Below are 18058 nucleotides of genomic sequence, written 5' to 3'. Positions count from 1 at the left end.
TGACCCTTCGCCAAGGGGACGCACAAGAAAGGGGCGCGGCCCGCGAAGGCCACGCCCCTTAGTCTTTTTTCGGTCCTGAGGCCGCTTAGAAGCGCATGCCGAGGCCCACGGTCACTTGGTGGCGATCGGTGTCGACATCGAAGCGGTCGCTGCTGGGCAGCGTACCGTCGAAGTCCACTTCGGCCTCGGAATAGTTCGAATAGTTGTATTCGATGTTGGTGAAGAGGTTGTTGCCGAAGGCATACTCAAGCCCGCCGCCAACGCGGTAGCCGTCGAGATCGTAATCGGTGTCGAACTCGGTCGTACCGTCGTTGCTGCGCACATTGAGCTTGGCGTTGGTGTAGCCGCCCTTCGCGTAGAACATCATGTCTTCGCTGGACTTCACACCGATGCGCGCACCCAGGAACAGGTCGCGTCCGGCGGAGACGTTGCCGAAACCGAAGCCTTCGAAATCGCCGTCCTCGAAGTCGGTATCGGCGGTCGAGCCGGAGATTCCGGCTTCCGGTCCGATCACGACACTGCCGAGATCGACATCGTAGCCCACGGTGGCACCGTAGAGGAAGCCTTCGGCGGACTGGTCGTTGTTGTCCTCGTTCAGATCGTCGTCCACGCTGCTGCCGGCGCGGATCTGATCGTAACCGGCATTGCCCTGGATGCGCAGGCCGGTGAAGGGCGAATCTTCCTCAACCTGAGCGGCGGCGGGGGTGGCCAGCGCTGCGAGCGAACCCGTGGCGAGTAGTGCGATAAGAGTTTTCATAGGGGGAACTTCCTTCTTCAATTCCATGCCGTCTGCGATGCGGCATGCGGAGAAGGAATGAGCCGCATCGGGCGAAGTTTCATGAATGTGACACAACAAGGATGTGTTGCATGAGGGTAACAATCGTTCGTCCAACCGAGTTTGGCGCGCGACGAGTGTAAGGAACTACAACACCCGGTCCGCGTACGGCGCTGGAATTTCGCGCCGGATCGCATTATGTGCCGACGTCTCATGGCCAATACCGACCTCATGCCCTCGCCCGGCCCGATCGATCCGGTGCCGACCCCGCGCGATATCACGCCGCGGGCGGACGGGCGCGTGGACCTGATCGGCCTGCCCAAGGCGCGCATTCGCGAGCTGTTCGAGACAGCCGGGCTCGATGCCAAGGCGGCCAAGCTCCGCTCCAAGCAGGTGTTCCACTGGCTCTATCATCGCGGCGTCACCGATTTCGATGCGATGACCGACATTGCGAAGACAATGCGGCCCTGGCTCGCCGAACGTTTCGTGATCGGGCGCCCCGAAGTGGTCGAAGCGCACCACTCGACCGATGGCACCCGCAAGTGGGTGCTGCGCACCGCCGACGGCAATGATTTCGAGATGGTGTTCATCCCCGATGCGGACCGGGGCACGCTGTGCATCTCCAGCCAGGTCGGCTGCACACTCAACTGCCGCTTCTGCCACACCGGCACCATGCGGCTGGTGCGCAACCTGACGCCGGGCGAGATCGTCGGTCAGGTGATGCTCGCGCGTGACAGCCTTGGCGAATGGCCCAAGGGTTCGATGGCCGGGCTCGACGAGGTCGAGGACAGTTCCGAGTACACCTCTGACGGACGCCTGCTGACCAACATCGTGCTGATGGGCATGGGCGAGCCGCTGTATAATTTCGACAATGTGCGCGACGCGATGAAGCTGGTGATGGACGGCGATGGCCTCGCCCTGTCGAAGCGCCGCATCACGCTTTCTACCAGCGGCGTGGTGCCGATGATGGAACGCTGCGGCGAGGAAATCGGCGTGAATCTGGCGGTCTCGCTCCACGCAGTGCGCAAGGACGTGCGCGACGAGATCGTACCGCTGAACAGGAAGTACGGCATCGAGGAACTGCTGCAGGCCTGCGCCGACTATCCGGGCGCCAGCAACGCGCGGCGGATCACCTTCGAGTACATCATGCTCAAGGACAAGAACGACAGCGACGATGACGCGCGCGAACTCGTCCGCCTGCTGAAGAAGTACGATCTGCCCGCGAAGGTGAACCTCATCCCGTTCAACCCCTGGCCCGGCAGCGACTACGAAACCTCCCTGCCCGAGCGCATCCGTGCCTTCTCCGACATCGTGTTCGAAGGCGGGATCAGCGCGCCCGTTCGCACCCCGCGCGGGCGCGATATCGGCGCGGCGTGCGGCCAGTTGAAGACCGCCGCCGAGAAGAAGTCCCGCGCGCAGCGTGATCGGGAAGCGGCGGAAGCGGCCGCAACAGTCGACGCCGCGTGACCATGCTGGTCGAAGCGATCTGCGCCGGACGCGCAGCCTCGCTTCCCGACGGCAAACGCAGCGCCATCGCCAAATCGGCTCTCGAAGGCCCGATCGAAATCGGGCTGCGCGGCGTTGCGGGTGACGAGCAGGTCGATCGCCGTCACCACGGCTTTCCCGCCATGGCCGTCCATCTCTACCCTGCCGACCACTATGCCTGGCTGCGCGATCAATTCGGCGAGCTCCCCGCGTTGAGCGGGCCCGGAAGCATGGGTGAGAACCTGTTCGTTCACGGGATCGACGAAGCCACGACCTGCATAGGCGACCGATACGGCCTGGGCACGGCGGTCATCGAAGTCTCCCAACCGCGCCAGCCCTGCGCCACGATCGAGCGCCACTTGGGCTGCAAGGGCGTGGTGAAGGCCATCGTCGAAAGCGGACGCTGCGGCATCTTCTTGCGGGTCGTGGAACCCGGAATCGCCGAAGCTGGCGACACGCTCGAGCGGATGGAGAGAGGCGCGCTCGACTGGCCAGTGAGGCGTGCGTTTCATCTCGTCTACGGCGGCGGCAAGCCTGATCGTCGCGAACTCGAAGAACTCGCAGCCCTCCCCCGCGTATCGGATCGGCTGATCCACGACATTCGCCGCAGACATCCCGCTGCATGAAAGCAAAATCCTCTCTCGCTATCGGCGCAGGCTGTCCTTGCGCACGCTAGCAGTCGGTACCGGCCAGTCCTTCCTCGGCAGACTGTAGCCGGGTGACGAAACCAGGCGCGATGCGGCGTGCCTGACGAAGCGCGGTTTGCGCGCGGCTATCGAGGATACCTGCGCGCGGGATCGGTGATACTGGGCGAACCTCCGCCTCAGCTCCCCCCGGTTGTCCATAGGAGTACCTGCCCGACGATCGTCAGCACGCACAGCACCAGCCCTATGAGAGGAACCGACACCCAAAGATTGGGCACATCCTCTGGCTGCGTCTTTCGTTTCAGCCGCCACAGCGCGGCGTTGACCATCGCGAATACCATCAGGATGACAAGGCTGGTTCCGCTCGCCAATGTGCCCAACGGCACAAACAGCGCGAGGATCAGGACGACCGCAAGGACGGCTAACGTGGCGAAAACGGGCGTGTTGGTCGTATCGCTGACCTCGCCTGCCTTGCCCGGCACGCCGCCACGGCCGTCACGCCCGAGGTCCATCAGCAAGCGGCTTGCAGCGACAATCTGTGTAAGCGCGCCGTTGACGATGACCAGCAGGCTGGCGAGCGCCAGCGGCAGGGCCGGAAATTCGCCGCCTCGTGTCGCTGCGTACACGAGCGGGGCATCGGCCTGCGCAATTCCAGCAATGCCGTCCAAGCCCCCCAACGCCGTCGCAATCAGCAGGTAAAAGGCGAAAACGATAAGGATCGTAATGATGATCCCGCGCGGCAGATTGCGCTTGGGACGCTTCAACTCCTCTGCCGTCTGCGCCATGTCGCCAAAACCGATGAAGCTGTAGATCGCCAGGAAGGCGCCAGCCAATATGCCCGTGAAGGCGGCAGAGCCCGCCCCTTCCCATACGGTGCCGTCTCTCAGCAGACCGGGCCAGGCAAACAGCCCGTCACGTGCCAGCCACAAGACAGCAAGCAGAGTAATGAGGCCAAGCGCGGTGGTCGCAGTCATGAACCAGGCGGCCTGCTTCATTCCGGCGACGGCCACGAAGCCCACCAGCGCCAGCAATCCGAGTGTCGCCATCCAGCCAGGCAACTCGACGAAGCTTGAGAGGTAGCTGACGAAGCCGGTGGTGATCGTTGCCCCGGAAACGATATTCGCAAGGATCAGCAGCCAGCCGACGATGGCGGGAAGCGCGGCCCTGTCGCCAAAACCCGCTTCGACATAGTCGATCGCACCCGCAGCCGTAGGCACCCGTGCGCCGATTTCCGCGAACGACAAGGCGGTAAACACGGCGACCAATCCGGCAAGCGCATACGCGAGCGGCGCAGCGGGTCCGGCTTCCCCCATGACTTCGCCGATGACGACAAAAATCCCTGCGCCCAGGATCGTCCCGGTGCCGTAAAATACGAGGCCGCCAAGGCCCATGTCGCGCTTGAGTGTCATGGCGCCCCCTTGCGCATTCGAACCGGTGCCACCCGGCTCCGTTCCGAGATTGGCCTTTATTCGCGCACCGGGCTGTGGTCTTGTCGTGCCATGACCAGGCCAGCCGTTCTCGTCACCGGAGGCGCCCAGAGGCTTGGCGCAGCATTCTCTCGCGCCTTTGCCGCGGCCGGGTGGCACGTGGTGATCCATTATCGCTCGTCTGGCGAAGAAGCGGCGGCGCTCGCGGGGGAACTTCCCTCCGCGCAAATCATGCAGGCCGATCTGGCGGAAAACGGCGCCGCCGATGCGCTCGCGCGCGATGTGGCGGCTCAGCTGGAGGACTGGCGCGCGCTGGTCAATTCCGCGGCGGTCTTTCAGCCCGACGATGTGGCCGCGCTCGACCCGGGAATCTTCGACCGGGCCATGCAGGTCAACGCGCGTGCGCCCGCCATGCTCGCCCAGAGCTATCTCGCCCATGCAACCGCGCGCGGGGGGCGCCGCGTGATCCAGATCACCGATCAGAAGCTCGCCAATCCCAACCCCGACTTCTTCAGCTACACGATGAGCAAGCATGCGCTCGACGCGACTATCCGCATGCTCGCAATGGGGGCGGCACAGCCGGACGACCGGATCTACGGCCTTGCGCCGGGTGCGATTCTCCCCAGCCACGATCAGAGCGAGGAGGAAGCGGAACGATCGCATCTGCTCAACTTGCGCCGCCGCCGGACCTCCCCGCGGGACGTGGCGGAGGCGGCGGTCTTCCTCGCCAGCGGCGATCTGGCGAGCGGGGAAACGCTGTTCGTCGATAGCGGGCAGCATCTGCTCAGTCAGCCGCGTGACGTGATCTATCTGGAACGGGAAGCCGCAAGATGACCGGCGATAGAGAGCGTAATCGACATGCCGCCCCGACCCGCATCTGGCACTGGATCAATCTGATCGCGATCGTGGTGCTGTTCATGAGCGGACTGAACATCTCCAACGCCCACCCCTACCTTTACTGGGGCGAGTGGGGCTTCGCGCCGGAACAGGCCTGGCTGGAGGTGCCGCGCTTTCCCGGCTGGATGACGATCCCGGGATTCTACAGCCTTGCCAAGGCGCGCGACTGGCACCTGCTGATGGCGTTTCCCTTCGCCTTCGGGCTGCTGGGCATGTGGATCGCCATGCTGTGGAACGGTCACTTCGGGCGCGATCTGATGACCGGCAAGCGTGAGTGGCGCTGGCAGGCTATCCGCAAGGACATCTTCCAGCATCTGCGGTTCGATTTCAGCCATGGGGAAAGCAAATACAACTTCCTGCAGAAGCTTGCCTACGGCCTCGTGCTGGGCGTGCTGCTGCCCGGCATGGTCCTGACCGGAATGGCGATCAGCCCCGGCATGGATGCGGCCTTTCCATGGCTGCTGGACATCTTCGGCGGACGCCAGAGCGCAAGGTCGATCCACTTCCTTTTCGCCTGGGGGCTGTTCGGCTTCTTCGTGATCCATGTCGCGCTGGTCCTGCTGACCGGGCCGATCGGCCACCTGCGGTCCATGACGCTGGGCGGCGATCACCAGCCGGCCAATCCGCCCTTCGCAAAGACCGATACTGGAGACCCGGCATGAGCATCCTGATGAAACGTCGCGCCGTGCTGCTGGGTTCGGGCGCGCTGATGCTGGGGGCGTGCTCCAAAATCCAGCAGAGCGATGCCGGGCGCGGCCTGTTCGAAAGCGTGGACGACTGGCACAAGGGGCTCCAGCGCTTCGTGCGGGCGCGCGATGCGCTTGCCCGGGAATATGCGCCCGAAGACATCTCGCCCTTCTTTCGCGGCAATGGTTCCACCGATCCGCAGAACGATGGCTATCCTCAGCACGCGGCCAACGGCTTTGCGGACTGGCGCTTTACCGTCACCGGCCTGGTAGAGCGCCCGCTTTCGCTCTCGCTCGACCAGATCATGCGCCTGCCCCAGCGAACCCAGATCACGCGGCACGACTGCGTGGAAGGGTGGAGCGCGATCGGCCAGTGGACCGGGCCGCAGCTGTCCACCTTCCTCGATCTCGCGCGCGTGCGCGACAGCGCGAACTACATCGTGTTCCGCTGTGCGGACGATTACACGCAGGGCCGCTATTACGAGAGTATCGACATGATCGATGCCCTCCACCCGCAGACGATCATCGCCCACCGACTGAACGGCGAGCCCCTGCCCATCCGCAATGGCGCCCCCCTGCGGGCCCGCGTAGAACGTCAGCTGGGCTACAAGCACGCCAAGTATCTGACCGGCGTGGAAGCGGTCGCCAGCCTCGACGATATCGGCCTTGGCAAGGGGGGCTACTGGGAGGATTATGGTGGCTACCAATGGTACGCCGGCATGTGACCACCTTGTCGGTGCGGCGCCCGGGCGATACGGGACCGCTGCATCAACCGGATAGGAAAGACCGGCCATGGCCGATAGCTGGAACGACGAGGAAGTGCGTGTGCTGGTCGGCTGGACCGCTCAGGATTACGGCGCCAGCATGGTCCTGCGGCTGGAAACCGTCACCAACCTGCCCGAGAGCAAGGACGATGTGCTGATATCCCGGATGGTGCTGAACAGGGACCAGGCGGTCCAGCTGGGCAACATGCTGTACGAGATGTCGGGCAAGCTGCCCCCGAAGCCCGGCAAGCCACCGCTGCTGGACCGGATTCTTTCGGGAAAGAAATCGGGCTGAGTATCAACGGGGCGCAGAACCCTGAATTCGTGCCGGAGTAAAACGCGACCAATGTCAGAAATCAGAAAGTCCGATCCACTGACCGCAGGCGACAAGGGCCGCAATCGCGGACCCTCGAGCCTGCTCCTCAGCCGCTTCTTCGACAGCCACATTACCAGTGGCAGCCTCGAGGTCGCCTTCGCGGACGGCTCGAGGGAGCGCTTCGGCACCCCCGGTTCGAACGCGCTCGACATTGCGATCCGCTTTGCCGACGGGCGCGTGCCGCGCGAAATCCTGCTGGACCCCGCCCTGGGGGCGGCAGAGGCCTTCATGGACGGCCGCCTGGTGATCGAACGCGGCGACGTGATGGGGCTGGTCAGCCTGTTCGCGCGCAATGCCCCTTGGGAGGCGGGCGCGAGTTACAGTCGGCCCAGCGCCGCCAAGCGCCTGGCCAACCGGATCGCTTTCCACGGCGAACAGCTCAACAACGCCGTGCGCAGCCGCGCGAACGTTTCGCACCATTACGACATCGGCAACGAACTTTACCGCCTCATGCTCGATACCGAGCACATGCAGTACAGCTGCGGCTACTGGCCCGAGGATCGCGGCGGCACGGACATGAGCCTGGCGCAGGCGCAGGAAGCCAAGCTGGCGCATATCGCGGCCAAGCTGGCTCTGGAGCCCGGTCAAAGGGTGCTGGATATCGGCTGTGGCTGGGGCGGCATGGCGATCTTCCTCGCCTCGCGCGCGGATGTGCACGTTACCGGCATCACCCTGTCGGAAGAGCAGGCGGCACTGGCGCGCGAACGGGTGGCCGCCGCAGGCCTTTCGGACAAGGTCAGCATCGAATTGATCGATTACCGCGACCATGCGGATGCGGGCGCGAAGTACGACCGGATCGTGTCGGTCGGCATGTTCGAACATGTCGGCCAGGCGCAGTTCGAGACGTTCTTTCGCTGCACCGGCAAGCTGCTGAAAACCGATGGCGTGATGCTGGTGCACACGATCGGGCGCATGGGCGTTCCGGGATCGACCGACGCCTTCACCCGCAAGTATATCTTCCCCGGCGGCTACATTCCCGCGCTGAGCGAAACCGTCGCCGCGAGCGAGAAATCGCGCCTGATCGCCACAGATGTCGAGACGTGGCGGCTGCACTACGCACACACCTTGCGCGCGTGGTACGCCAATTGCGAGGCGAACCGCGCGCGCATTATCGCCCTGTATGATGAACGGTTCTACCGCATGTGGACCTTCTACCTCGCTGGGGCTGCGGCCTCCTTCGAAAGCGGCGCGATGTGCAATTACCAGATCCAGTACGCCCGCCACCGGCACGCCCTGCCCTACGCGCGCGACTATATCGGCGAAGCCGAAGCGGCACTGCTTTCCAAAGGCTAGGGTACGGTCCGGGTCGCGTTCCGGCCGGCGCTGTTCCGCGCCCGATTTGATTCTCGCGGTGTTCGCCCCCATTTTCAACGGGATGAACCGGCAAGAGGGATAGTATCATGGCAGGCGGATGGGCGCGTGATGGCGCCGTGCAGGATCAGATCGACGACACGGTTTCCGACGCGGTAAGCGCAGCGCGATCGCGCATGCCTAGCGGCGAGAGCGAAGAGTGGTGCATCGAATGCGGCGAGGAGATTCCCGAGAAACGGCGGGTGGCCCTGCCCGGCGTGAAGCGCTGCGTCGCATGCCAGTCCGGTCAGGATGCGGCCGTGCGCAGCAGTGGCATCAACCGGCGTGGCAGCAAGGACAGTCAACTGCGCTGACGGCGCCTATTCTTGATTGCCTACAGAGCGGCACTGCTGCTAGCCGCGCGGCATGAGCAGTGCATCCAAGAACAACAAGGTCGTCCTCGCCTATTCGGGCGGCCTCGACACCTCCGTCATCGCGAAGTGGCTGGAGGTCGAGCGTGGCCTCGAAGTGGTCACCTTCACCGCCGACCTCGGCCAAGGCGAGGAACTTGAGCCCGCACGCCGCAAGGCGCAGGCGATGGGCATTCCCGACAAGCACATCTTCATCGAGGATCTGCGCGAGGAATTCGTGCGCGATTTCGTGTTCCCGATGATGCGCGCCAATGCCCGCTACGAAGGCGACTACCTGCTGGGCACCAGCATTGCGCGCCCGCTGATCTCCAAGCGTCTGGTCGAGATCGCGCGCGAGACCGGCGCGGGTGCGATTGCGCACGGCGCAACCGGCAAGGGCAACGACCAGGTGCGGTTCGAACTCAGCGCCTACGCGCTCGATCCCGATGTCACGGTGATCGCTCCGTGGCGCGAATGGGACCTGACCAGCCGCACCGCGCTTATCGCCTGGGCCGAAGCGCACCAGATCGACGTGCCCAAGGACAAGCGCGGCGAAAGCCCCTTCTCCACCGACGCCAACCTCCTCCACACCTCGTCCGAGGGCAAGGTGCTCGAAGACCCGTGGGAGGAAACGCCCGACTACGTCTATTCGCGCACCGACAACCCCGAGGATGCGCCGGACACGCCGGAATACATCACGCTGGCGTTCGAGAAGGGCGACGGCGTCGCGCTCAATGGCGAAGCGATGAGCCCCGCGACCCTGCTCGCCGCGCTCAACGATCTGGGCCGCAAGCACGGCATCGGGCGGCTCGATCTGGTGGAGAACCGGTTCGTCGGCATGAAGTCGCGCGGGATGTACGAGACGCCGGGCGGCGAAATCTACGCCCGCGCGCATCGCGGGATCGAGCAGATCACGCTGGATCGCGGCGCAGCGCATCTCAAGGACGAGCTGATGCCGAAATACGCCGAGCTCATCTATAACGGCTTCTGGTTCAGCCCAGAGCGCGAGATGCTGCAGGCGGCGATCGATCACAGCCAGGAACGGGTCACCGGCGAGGTGCGGCTGAAGCTGTACAAGGGCAATGCGGGTGTTGTTGGTCGCCGCAGCCCGCACAGCCTCTATTCCGAAGCCCATGTCACCTTCGAGGACGATGCGGGCGCCTACGACCAGCGCGATGCGGCAGGGTTCATTTCGCTCAACGCTTTGCGGTTGAAATTGCTGGCAAAACGCGATCAGAGGTCGCCTCTCGACTGAAATCAGGCAATAATCGACAAGGCCCGCGAAAGGTCCGAAGCAATCCGTTCAAATGTGGCGGAAGCGCGGCGAAGCGCTTCGTTCCATATTCCGTATCAGGAATTCGGGCTTAACTTGCCCCGCCATGGACGGGATTACCACTCGACTTCGCCACGCGGCCTTGCCAGCGCTGACGCTTGGCATTTTCGCACTGCCGCTCGCCGGTGCCGTTGCGCAGGATGCAGACGGCCAGCAGGCTCTGGTGGCCAGGATCGCGCCAGCCGATACGGCGCCTTTGACGGACGAGATCGTGCCTGCCGACGCGGCCGATTTCGACGCCAGCTTCGCGCGCTTCGATATCGAGCCGCCCGCGCCCGACGTGGCTCCGCGTGCGGTCGACCTCGACACCTTCGATCCGCCGGTGGAGGCGCAGCCCGCCACCTGGCGCAGCGGCGTTGCCTCCTATTACGGCCGCCGCTTCCATGGCCGCAAGACCGCCAATGGCGAACGGTTCGACATGAACGCCCTCACCGCCGCGCACAAGACGCTGCCCTTCGGTACGAAGGTCCGCGTGACCAACCCGCGCACCGGCAAGAGCGTGGTGGTGCGCATCAACGACCGCGGGCCCTACGCCCATGGCCGCGAGATCGACGTCAGCCGCGCCGCCGCGATCGAGCTCGGCCTCATCCAGCGCGGCCACGGCACGGTGGAACTGGCCCTGGTCGACTGACGGCGCTTGCCTGATGGCAGGTCCCGGGCAATAGACGCCCCGGGGGAGGACCTGCCGCGTGCATCCGCAATTCGACTACATCTTCGAACTCTTCACGCTGCTGATCGGCCTCGCCGTGGCAGAGATGCTGATGGGCTTTTCGCGCATCCTGAAGCTGCGTGCGCGGCGCAAGGCCGGGGTCGATCCAAGCGCGATCAACGTGCGTGTCGGCTGGCTGGTCCCGCTGCTCGGCGTGCTGGTACTGGTCGACCTCGGCACGTTCTGGAGCATCGTGTGGACCATGCGCGGCGTGCTCGACATGCGGACCGCGATGATCTTCGGCGTCCTCGTCCTCATCGGCGGCTACTACCTCGTCGCCACGCTGGTCTTTCCCGACGAGCCCGAGATGTGGCCCGATTTCGACGCGTATTTCTGGCAGCAGAAGCGCTGGGTGGTGGGCGGCATGTTCCTGATCAACGTGGCGACCAGCGCCGCGGGCCTGGCGCTCGGCGCGGCGGTCAGCCCGGACGAGGCGCAGGCCGCCGCGATCGCGGCCAACCCGCTGTTCCTCGCATCGACCCTGATGATCTTCCTCAACTATCCGGCCTTCATCTGGCTGACCTTCAGCAAGGGCAAGCGCGTGTGCATCGCGCTGATGCTCTTCATCCTTGCAACGCAGGTGCTGTACGCGGTGAGCGCGTGGAGCATTCCGGGGCTCGCCTGACCGTCCATCCGCGCTGGCGCGCTCTACCACCGCCGCGCCCGGTCGGGAGCGTTGCCTGACACACCTGACACAGTGTCCAGGGGCGAAAAAACCTCGTCCTCCCGGGGCCACTCATCGGGCCGCTCGTCGGGCGGCCCATCGCGGCCCGCATCACCCGCGCCCGCCGCTGCATCGGGTGCCCGAGCGGGCGCGCAATGCACGAAGGTGACCTCTTCTTCCGTGGAGAGCTCGTCCAGCCCGATCTCGAAATCCGCCGCCGCATCGCTGGCGGCGTAATCGCGCGCCAGCCGGTCGAGCCGCCCGAGATGCGCGAGCAGCAGCCGCGCGTCATATCGCGTGCGCGTCGCCACCGCCTCCCCGTGGTAATAGATCGTCTCCTCCACCCCGTTCATCGCCCGGTCGGCCAGCACCGCCTCCACCTGCGGCCGCGCAAGCAGCAGCGCCCCGTCCCACAGGCGAGCGAAACGCGGACACGCCCGCCGCATCCGGTACGCGGTGGAGCGCGAGACACCGGTAGCCCGCGCCGAGGCCAGCACGTTGCCGCACTGCGCGAGCCGATCGAGAAAGAACGCCTGATCCTCCCTGCTGAACTGCTGCGGAGCGCGCGGCAGCGCCTCGGGCGAGAGCGCGGGAAGGCTGGCGGTGTCGTGCGAGGGGGTGTGCGTCATATGCGGTCCGTGAGGCTGAGCGTCGAGGGACCGATCCATCTATACGCGCGAGGCTGTGTAGGACAGCGCGCCTTTCCCCGTCACCGCTCGTGCTGAGCCTGTCGAAGCACTGCATTTTCTTTGGGCCCACCCCTTCAAGAGAAGGACGATCCTTCGGAGTCGCAGACGGCGCGAAGCGCCACCAGCTCAGCATGAGCGGGAAAAGAAAGGGGGGTCCCTACCGCCCCCGCAACCCCTCGCGCACATGCACCCTCACCGAGACCGCCCTGCCCAGCAGCACATCCTCCGCTCACATTCCGGCTGGATACTCGATCCGCGCGGCCATGCGGCGACGATGGTCGGAGAAGGCTTCGCCATCGACCCGCTCGGTCGGATAGCCGTTGACCTTCCACGGCTTGCACATCTTGCACCCGGCACGAGCATTGCGCGGGCGGTGGCGTTTATGATGCATGGGACTGCCTCCGCTACATGCCGGGCACCTTCGCTTGCGCACGGAATGGTTCGAGCCGGAAATGGCCGGAGGCGAAGCGGACTAACTAGGCCAAACCCCGCCTTGCGACAAGCCCACCGCCATCAGCGACGCCCCCGCAACCCCTCACGCACATGGACTGTCACCGCGACCGCCCTGCCCAGCAGCACTTCCTCGTTGCGCATGTGATGAAGCAGCCGCGCAGGATCGGGCGCAGCGCGCGTCCCGATGCGGCCTGCATCGACATGGGCCTGCCACGCATCGAACGCCTCGCGCTCGGCCCGCGTGGGGTTGGCCGCAAGGTCGGGATGCTGCGGGGAGGGTTTGGACATGGGGTGCCTCTCGGATTCGTGGGTTGAGGAACCGGAGAGGCTAGTGGGGGAGAGGGGGTGTAGGACAGCGAACTCTATCGGAGGCTAACGTAAGGCTTCTCTAAGTTGACCGATCGCCATCCGAGCTTGCCCTATCTTTGACACTGAAATACCCCCGACCAAAAGGAGCTCACATGGAACCGCGAGATATCCCGCTCGATGATCTTCTCTTAGATCCGAACAATTATCGCCTTCAAGATAATGACACATATAACCTCGTTAATGAGGAGCGATTTGCCGAAGAGAATGTCCAAGAAAGGACGCTTAAAAAGCTATCTAAGCACTCCTTAAAGGAGCTAGTTCGATCGATACGCTCGAATGGCTTCCTTGAAATTGAGCGGATCGTAGTCACTCCGTACGAACACGCGGAAGGGAAATTTCTCGTTATCGAGGGCAACCGTCGCGTTGCGGCGCTCAAGCAATTGAGGGACGATCACGAAGGTGGCATTGATGTGCCAGATAGCGTGATAAACGTATTCGGAGCAGTACCCTGCTTGATTGCAGATGGTGACGGAGAAGAGTTCTTTAAAGAGGCACTAATGGGCATCCGTCATGTAGGCGGAATAAAAGAATGGGGAGGATTTCAACGCGCAAAGCTAATTGCAGATTTAAAGAACACGCATAAATTAGAATCAAGCGACATCGCCGACAGACTTGGCATGAGCGTTCAGGAAGTGAACCGTCGCTACAAAGCCTTTTCCGCATTGAAACAGATGGAAGAGGACGAAGAGTTTGGCGAGTATGCCAACCCCGGTATGTACCCTCTCTTTCATGAAGCGGTTTCCCTCCCCGTGCTGAGAAATTGGGCTGGATGGGATGCGGATACGAATAGATTCGAAAATGAAGAAAATAGGGACATCTTGTACTCCCTAATCACGCCCCCTCCTCCGGATGACGAAGACGCCACGGAAGACGATACCGAACCAAAGATAACTTCGTACAACCAAGTAAGGCAGTTGCGGGAAATTCTGCCTAATGATGAGGCGAGGGCGTGCCTCCTTCAGAAGAATAAGAGCTTTCTCGACGCTCAAACCATCGTGAAGAGAGATGAGATTTCCAAGCAGTGGCGTGGAGAGGTTGGAGAGGCGATCACTGCACTCAAAAAAATTAGCGCCTTAGAGGTTGAAGACTTCTCAGAAGATGACATTGGAATTGTTAAAAATCTGATCTCGACCTCGGAAAAAGTTCTAGAGATTTATGAAAAAATAAAGGCTGATTAAATCTTGAGGCCTGGTCCTGCAGCTGCCGTCTCTAGTATAGAGAAATATGTCGATATCGACAGCTCGCCAATGTCGGCGGAAACACTTCTGCGCGCAATCGTGATTGGGGAAGGCTGGGCTGAGGGCGAAGAAGCTGCAGAGAATGCCGAAAAATGGGCATCCAAATTTTTGGAGCGCGCCCGTACGTTCCTTAACAGGGCGGTCGAAGATGGGACTTACCAGCACTACTGCTTCAATTCTGGAAATCCAGATTATTTACAAGGCTCATGCTATTGCGAGCCCGGAGACGACGCGGAAGTTTTAAAGGCAAAACGGCGTCGCGCCAATACGCTTAAGTTGTATCAAGCAATTAGCGCAAGAACGGCTGATGACCTAGAATTGCTATGCGTGAAACTTCTGCGGCTTCTTGGCGTCAGTCGACCAAATGGAACGCCAAGGGCTGGCGATGGGGGCGTTGACTTTTATGGATATTCGAACTTTGGCTTCATCCTGAAACCCGAGATACTTCCTGCAGGCGCAGAAAAACACATGCGCGTGTGGTTTGTCGGACAGGCCAAACACTATGACGCCTCTCAAGTCGGCACAAAAGACATTAGAGAAATTGTCGGCTCAGTCAGCCTAGCCCGCGCAAAACTATTTGCCGGCGAAAAAGATCCAATGAGGCAGTTTTCAGCGAGACTCTGCGAACCTGTCTTTAGTATGTTTATTACGACCGGCCGCTTCTCTAGGGACTCCAAAGATTTAATGAAGAAATCCGGCATCATTCCGATGGACGGACCACAACTGGGACAGTTCCTCGCCGATAACGGAATTGGCCTCACGGACGATCTCTTCGACCAAAATGAGTTCGATGATTGGATTTCCCAAGAGGAGGATGTCTGAAATTATTTTGCCGGTTCCGCCTGCCGCTCCAACATCGGCTTCAGATAGCTACCCGTATAGCTCCCGCTCACCTGCGCCACCTGCTCGGGCGTCCCCTCAGCGACAATCTCCCCACCCCGCACACCGCCGTCTGGCCCAAGGTCGAGCACCCAGTCCGCGGTCTTGATCACATCCAAGTTGTGCTCGATCACCACCACGGAGTTCCCCTGGTCGACCAGCCGGTGCAGCACTTCCAATAGCTTGCGCACGTCCTCGAAATGCAGGCCGGTGGTCGGCTCGTCGAGGATATAGAGCGTCTGCCCCGTGCTGCGCTTGCTCAGCTCCTTGGCCAGCTTCACCCGCTGCGCCTCGCCGCCCGAAAGCGTGGTCGCCTGCTGGCCGACCTTGATATAGCCCAGCCCCACCTCGTTCAGCATCGCCATCTTGTCGCGGATCGGGGGGACCGCCTTGAAGAAGCTTTCCGCATCCTCGATCGTCATGTCGAGCACGTCGGCGATGGAGTGGCCCTTGAACTTCACCTCCAGCGTTTCGCGGTTGTAGCGCTTGCCGCCGCATTCCTCGCAGGTGACGTAGACGTCGGGCAGGAAGTGCATCTCGATCTTGATCAGGCCGTCGCCCTGGCACGCCTCGCACCGGCCGCCCTTGACGTTGAAGCTGAAGCGGCCGGGCTTGTACCCGCGCGCCTGGCTTTCGGGCAGGCCGGCGAACCAGTCGCGGATCTGGGTGAAGGCGCCGGTATAGGTCGCGGGGTTGGAGCGCGGCGTGCGGCCGATCGGCGACTGGTCGATCTCGATCACCTTGTCGCAATATTGCAGGCCGGTGACCTTGTCGTGCGCGCCGGCGATCACCCGCGCGCCGTTCAGCTCGCGCGCGGCGGCGGCGTAGAGCGTGTCGATGGTGAAGCTCGACTTGCCCGAGCCGGAGACGCCGGTGATGCAGGTAAAGGTGCCCAGCGGGATCGACGCGGTGACGTTGTTGAGGTTGTTGGCGCGCGCGCCGTGGACGGTCAGCTTGTGCTTGTTGCCCTTGCGGCGCTTGGCGGGGACTTCGATTTCGCGCGTGCCGTTGAGGTAGGCCGCAGTGAGCGACTTCTTGGACTTGAGCACCTGCTTGAGCGTACCCTCGGCCACGATTTCGCCCCCGTGGACGCCGGCGCCCGGGCCGAGGTCGACCACATAGTCGGCAGCGCGGATCGCGTCTTCATCGTGCTCGACCACGATCACCGTGTTGCCGAGGTCGCGCAGGCGTTTCAGCGTCTCCAGCAGCCGGTCGTTGTCGCGCTGGTGCAGGCCGATGCTCGGCTCGTCCAGCACGTAGAGCACGCCCGACAGCCCGCTGCCGATCTGGCTGGCGAGCCGGATGCGCTGGCTCTCGCCGCCGCTGAGCGTGCCCGACTTGCGGTCGAGGTTGAGGTAGTCGAGGCCCACGTTGTCGAGGAAGCCCAGCCGCTCGTTGATTTCCTTGAGGATCGCGCGGGCGATCTGCTGCTGCTGCTCGGTGAGGCGTTCGGGCAGGTCCTCGAACCACACCTTCGCATCGCCCACGCTCATCTGCGAGGGGGTGGCGATATCGATCGCGTCCTCGCCGGAGCCGGGCGTCCCGCCGATCTTCACCGCCAGCGCCTTCTCGTTCAGCCGCTTGCCGCCGCAGGTCTCGCACGGCTGCGCGGTCTGGAACTTGGCCAGTTCGTCGCGCATCCACGCGCTCTCGGTCTGCAGCAGGCGGCGATTGAGGTTGCCGATCACGCCCTCGAACGGCTTGTTGACCGTGTACTGCTTGCGGCCGTCCTTGAAGGTCAGCGGCACGCGCTTGCCCTTGGTGCCGTAGAGGATGACGTCCTGGTTCTCCGCGCCCAGATCCTGCCACGGGGTGGTCAGATCGAAGCCGTACTCCTTCGCCAGGCTGGCGAGCACCTGCATGTAATAGGGCGACGGCGGATTGCTCTTCGCCCACGGCATGATCGCGCCCTGCTTCAGCGTCAGCGCCTCGTTCGGCACCACCAGTTGCGGGTCGAACAGCTGCTTCTCGCCGATCCCGTCGCATGTCGCACATGCACCCTGCGGCGCGTTGAAGGAAAACAGCCGCGGCTCGATCTCCTCGATGGTGAATCCGCTGACCGGACAGGCGAACTTTTCGGAGAAGACGATCCGGTTGGCAGGCACGCCCGCGCCCTTGAGGTTGCCCTCGCCCGTATCCTCGCCCTCGCGCCCCGGCACCACGCCATCGGCGAGGTCCACGTAGGCTAGCCCCTCGGCCAGCCGCAGCGCGGTCTCGAAACTGTCTGCTAGCCGCGTCTCAAGCCCTTCCTTCACCGCCAGGCGATCGACCACCACTTCGATGTCGTGCTTGAACTTCTTGTCGAGCGCGGGCGCGTCCTCGATCGGGAAGATCTCCCCGTCGATCCGCACGCGGGTGAAGCCCGCCTTCTGCCACTCGGCCAGTTCCTTGCGGTATTCGCCCTTGCGCCCGCGCACCACCGGCGCGAGCAGGTAGAGCCGCGTGCCTTCGGGCAAAGCCATCACCCGGTCGACCATGTTGGAGACGGTCTGCGCCTCGATCGGCAGCCCCGTCGCAGGCGAGTACGGGACGCCCACCCGCGCCCACAGCAGGCGCATGTAGTCGTAAATCTCGGTGACGGTGGCGACGGTCGAGCGCGGGTTCTTGCTCGTCGTCTTCTGCTCGATCGAGATCGCGGGGCTGAGCCCCTCGATATGCTCGACATCGGGCTTCTGCATCATCTCGAGGAACTGGCGCGCGTAGGCGGAGAGACTCTCAACATAGCGCCGCTGGCCTTCGGCATAGATCGTATCGAAGGCGAGCGAGCTCTTCCCCGAGCCCGAGAGCCCGGTGATCACGATCAGAGAGTCCCTCGGCAGGTCGATATCGACGCCCTTGAGATTATGCTCGCGCGCACCGCGCACGGAGATTTTGGTAAGTGCCATAGGGCGCGTGTTCCGCTTGTGTTCTTGTCTGTCAAGGTTGCCGAGAGGGCTGTCCGCAGTGAAGCGAGCGACCGGCATGGGCGGT

At 63.2% G+C, this 18058-nt stretch carries 19 protein-coding genes; 13 read left to right on the top strand and 6 right to left on the bottom strand.

Annotated elements, in window-relative coordinates; translation table 11 throughout:
- Nucleotides 1-85 precede the first annotated feature (85 nt).
- The gene (locus tag ADAD_RS0106475; protein WP_010411329.1) at nt 86-757 is read right to left on the bottom strand and encodes an outer membrane protein; all 672 of its coding nucleotides are present in this window, start codon (nt 755-757) and stop codon (nt 86-88) included.
- A 231-nt stretch (nt 758-988) separates the two neighbouring features.
- Here ADAD_RS0106475 and rlmN point away from each other — a divergent pair, with 231 nt between their 5' ends.
- Both rlmN and ADAD_RS0106465 read left to right on the top strand, forming a co-directional pair.
- The gene (gene rlmN / locus ADAD_RS0106470) at nt 989-2242 is read left to right on the top strand and encodes a 23S rRNA (adenine(2503)-C(2))-methyltransferase RlmN (protein WP_010411326.1); all 1254 of its coding nucleotides are present in this window, start codon (nt 989-991) and stop codon (nt 2240-2242) included.
- 2 nt (nt 2243-2244) lie between these two features.
- Nucleotides 2245-2886, top strand: a complete 642-nt coding sequence (locus tag ADAD_RS0106465; RefSeq protein WP_237700791.1) for an MOSC domain-containing protein — start codon at nt 2245-2247, stop codon at nt 2884-2886.
- A 197-nt stretch (nt 2887-3083) separates the two neighbouring features.
- On the opposite strand, the gene ADAD_RS0106460 is transcribed toward ADAD_RS0106465, so the two are convergent.
- Nucleotides 3084-4313 (bottom strand): APC family permease, encoded by a 1230-nt coding sequence (locus ADAD_RS0106460; RefSeq protein ID WP_010411320.1) that lies wholly within the window; start codon nt 4311-4313, stop codon nt 3084-3086.
- A gap of 90 nt (nt 4314-4403) precedes the next feature.
- On the opposite strand from ADAD_RS0106460, the gene ADAD_RS0106455 reads away from it, so the two are divergent.
- The 9 genes from ADAD_RS0106455 to ADAD_RS16330 all read left to right on the top strand — a co-directional run bounded on the left by ADAD_RS0106455 (nt 4404) and on the right by ADAD_RS16330 (nt 11421).
- Nucleotides 4404-5165, top strand: coding sequence for an SDR family oxidoreductase (locus ADAD_RS0106455; RefSeq protein ID WP_029139954.1), 762 nt, complete (start codon nt 4404-4406; stop codon nt 5163-5165).
- Complete coding sequence (locus tag ADAD_RS0106450; protein WP_010411314.1) at nt 5162-5890, top strand: cytochrome b/b6 domain-containing protein; 729 nt, start codon at nt 5162-5164, stop codon at nt 5888-5890. Before ADAD_RS0106455 ends, ADAD_RS0106450 begins: the two co-directional genes overlap by 4 nt.
- Nucleotides 5887-6639, top strand: a complete 753-nt coding sequence (locus ADAD_RS0106445; protein ID WP_010411311.1) for a molybdopterin-binding protein — start codon at nt 5887-5889, stop codon at nt 6637-6639. Before ADAD_RS0106450 ends, ADAD_RS0106445 begins: the two co-directional genes overlap by 4 nt.
- 67 nt (nt 6640-6706) lie before the next feature.
- Entirely contained in the window at nt 6707-6973 is a 267-nt protein-coding gene (locus tag ADAD_RS0106440; protein WP_010411309.1) for a hypothetical protein, read from the top strand.
- Between the two features lie 51 nt (nt 6974-7024).
- On the top strand, nt 7025-8347 hold the full coding sequence (locus ADAD_RS0106435) for an SAM-dependent methyltransferase (protein WP_010411306.1): 1323 nt from the start codon (nt 7025-7027) through the stop codon (nt 8345-8347).
- A 107-nt stretch (nt 8348-8454) separates the two neighbouring features.
- Nucleotides 8455-8718, top strand: a complete 264-nt coding sequence (locus ADAD_RS0106430) for a DksA/TraR family C4-type zinc finger protein (protein WP_010411303.1) — start codon at nt 8455-8457, stop codon at nt 8716-8718.
- Nucleotides 8719-8770: 52 nt separating this feature from the next.
- A complete protein-coding gene (locus tag ADAD_RS0106425) occupies nt 8771-10009 on the top strand; it encodes an argininosuccinate synthase (RefSeq protein ID WP_010411299.1) in 1239 nt (412 codons plus the stop codon).
- A 124-nt stretch (nt 10010-10133) separates the two neighbouring features.
- Entirely contained in the window at nt 10134-10718 is a 585-nt protein-coding gene (locus ADAD_RS0106420; protein WP_029139953.1) for a septal ring lytic transglycosylase RlpA family protein, read from the top strand.
- A 58-nt stretch (nt 10719-10776) separates the two neighbouring features.
- Complete coding sequence (locus ADAD_RS16330; protein ID WP_010411293.1) at nt 10777-11421, top strand: hypothetical protein; 645 nt, start codon at nt 10777-10779, stop codon at nt 11419-11421.
- A 23-nt stretch (nt 11422-11444) separates the two neighbouring features.
- Here the strand turns inward: ADAD_RS16330 and ADAD_RS17085 are convergent, their stop codons facing one another.
- From ADAD_RS17085 to ADAD_RS0106400, 3 genes are all read right to left on the bottom strand, one after another.
- Nucleotides 11445-12089 (bottom strand): hypothetical protein, encoded by a 645-nt coding sequence (locus ADAD_RS17085; RefSeq protein WP_010411290.1) that lies wholly within the window; start codon nt 12087-12089, stop codon nt 11445-11447.
- Nucleotides 12090-12378: 289 nt separating this feature from the next.
- The gene (locus ADAD_RS17080) at nt 12379-12540 is read right to left on the bottom strand and encodes a hypothetical protein (protein ID WP_192807575.1); all 162 of its coding nucleotides are present in this window, start codon (nt 12538-12540) and stop codon (nt 12379-12381) included.
- A gap of 122 nt (nt 12541-12662) precedes the next feature.
- Complete coding sequence (locus ADAD_RS0106400) at nt 12663-12890, bottom strand: hypothetical protein (protein ID WP_010411285.1); 228 nt, start codon at nt 12888-12890, stop codon at nt 12663-12665.
- A gap of 173 nt (nt 12891-13063) precedes the next feature.
- Between ADAD_RS0106400 and ADAD_RS16325 the strand changes: the two genes are divergently transcribed.
- A complete protein-coding gene (locus tag ADAD_RS16325; RefSeq protein ID WP_010411283.1) occupies nt 13064-14149 on the top strand; it encodes a ParB/RepB/Spo0J family partition protein in 1086 nt (361 codons plus the stop codon).
- A gap of 69 nt (nt 14150-14218) precedes the next feature.
- Nucleotides 14219-15031 (top strand): restriction endonuclease, encoded by an 813-nt coding sequence (locus ADAD_RS16620; RefSeq protein ID WP_083825571.1) that lies wholly within the window; start codon nt 14219-14221, stop codon nt 15029-15031.
- A gap of 2 nt (nt 15032-15033) precedes the next feature.
- On the opposite strand, the gene uvrA is transcribed toward ADAD_RS16620, so the two are convergent.
- Nucleotides 15034-17973, bottom strand: a complete 2940-nt coding sequence (uvrA, locus tag ADAD_RS0106385) for an excinuclease ABC subunit UvrA (protein ID WP_010411275.1) — start codon at nt 17971-17973, stop codon at nt 15034-15036.
- Between the last annotated feature and the right edge of the window lie 85 nt (nt 17974-18058).

This window comes from Citromicrobium sp. JLT1363, from assembly GCF_000186705.1.
Lineage (GTDB): Bacteria > Pseudomonadota > Alphaproteobacteria > Sphingomonadales > Sphingomonadaceae > Alteriqipengyuania.
The sequence above is the reverse complement of the archived record's forward strand: the minus strand, read 5'-3'. Positions and strand labels throughout refer to the sequence as shown.

What these genes read in the sequence shown, in the direction of transcription:
- ADAD_RS0106445 (WP_010411311.1), top strand. Translation starts at nt 5,887, where the DNA reads ATGAGCATCCTGATGAAACGTCGCGCCGTGCTGCTGGGTTCGGGCGCG.
- ADAD_RS0106425 (WP_010411299.1), top strand. Translation starts at nt 8,771, where the DNA reads ATGAGCAGTGCATCCAAGAACAACAAGGTCGTCCTCGCCTATTCGGGC.
- ADAD_RS0106465 (WP_237700791.1), top strand. Translation starts at nt 2,245, where the DNA reads ATGCTGGTCGAAGCGATCTGCGCCGGACGCGCAGCCTCGCTTCCCGAC.
- ADAD_RS16325 (WP_010411283.1), top strand. Translation starts at nt 13,064, where the DNA reads ATGGAACCGCGAGATATCCCGCTCGATGATCTTCTCTTAGATCCGAAC.
- ADAD_RS0106400 (WP_010411285.1), bottom strand. Translation starts at nt 12,890, where the DNA reads ATGTCCAAACCCTCCCCGCAGCATCCCGACCTTGCGGCCAACCCCACG.
- ADAD_RS0106420 (WP_029139953.1), top strand. Translation starts at nt 10,134, where the DNA reads ATGGACGGGATTACCACTCGACTTCGCCACGCGGCCTTGCCAGCGCTG.
- ADAD_RS0106440 (WP_010411309.1), top strand. Translation starts at nt 6,707, where the DNA reads ATGGCCGATAGCTGGAACGACGAGGAAGTGCGTGTGCTGGTCGGCTGG.
- ADAD_RS0106435 (WP_010411306.1), top strand. Translation starts at nt 7,025, where the DNA reads ATGTCAGAAATCAGAAAGTCCGATCCACTGACCGCAGGCGACAAGGGC.
- ADAD_RS17085 (WP_010411290.1), bottom strand. Translation starts at nt 12,089, where the DNA reads ATGACGCACACCCCCTCGCACGACACCGCCAGCCTTCCCGCGCTCTCG.
- uvrA (WP_010411275.1), bottom strand. Translation starts at nt 17,973, where the DNA reads ATGGCACTTACCAAAATCTCCGTGCGCGGTGCGCGCGAGCATAATCTC.
- ADAD_RS0106430 (WP_010411303.1), top strand. Translation starts at nt 8,455, where the DNA reads ATGGCAGGCGGATGGGCGCGTGATGGCGCCGTGCAGGATCAGATCGAC.
- rlmN (WP_010411326.1), top strand. Translation starts at nt 989, where the DNA reads ATGGCCAATACCGACCTCATGCCCTCGCCCGGCCCGATCGATCCGGTG.
- ADAD_RS0106455 (WP_029139954.1), top strand. Translation starts at nt 4,404, where the DNA reads ATGACCAGGCCAGCCGTTCTCGTCACCGGAGGCGCCCAGAGGCTTGGC.
- ADAD_RS17080 (WP_192807575.1), bottom strand. Translation starts at nt 12,540, where the DNA reads ATGCATCATAAACGCCACCGCCCGCGCAATGCTCGTGCCGGGTGCAAG.
- ADAD_RS0106475 (WP_010411329.1), bottom strand. Translation starts at nt 757, where the DNA reads ATGAAAACTCTTATCGCACTACTCGCCACGGGTTCGCTCGCAGCGCTG.
- ADAD_RS0106460 (WP_010411320.1), bottom strand. Translation starts at nt 4,313, where the DNA reads ATGACACTCAAGCGCGACATGGGCCTTGGCGGCCTCGTATTTTACGGC.
- ADAD_RS0106450 (WP_010411314.1), top strand. Translation starts at nt 5,162, where the DNA reads ATGACCGGCGATAGAGAGCGTAATCGACATGCCGCCCCGACCCGCATC.
- ADAD_RS16620 (WP_083825571.1), top strand. Translation starts at nt 14,219, where the DNA reads ATGTCGGCGGAAACACTTCTGCGCGCAATCGTGATTGGGGAAGGCTGG.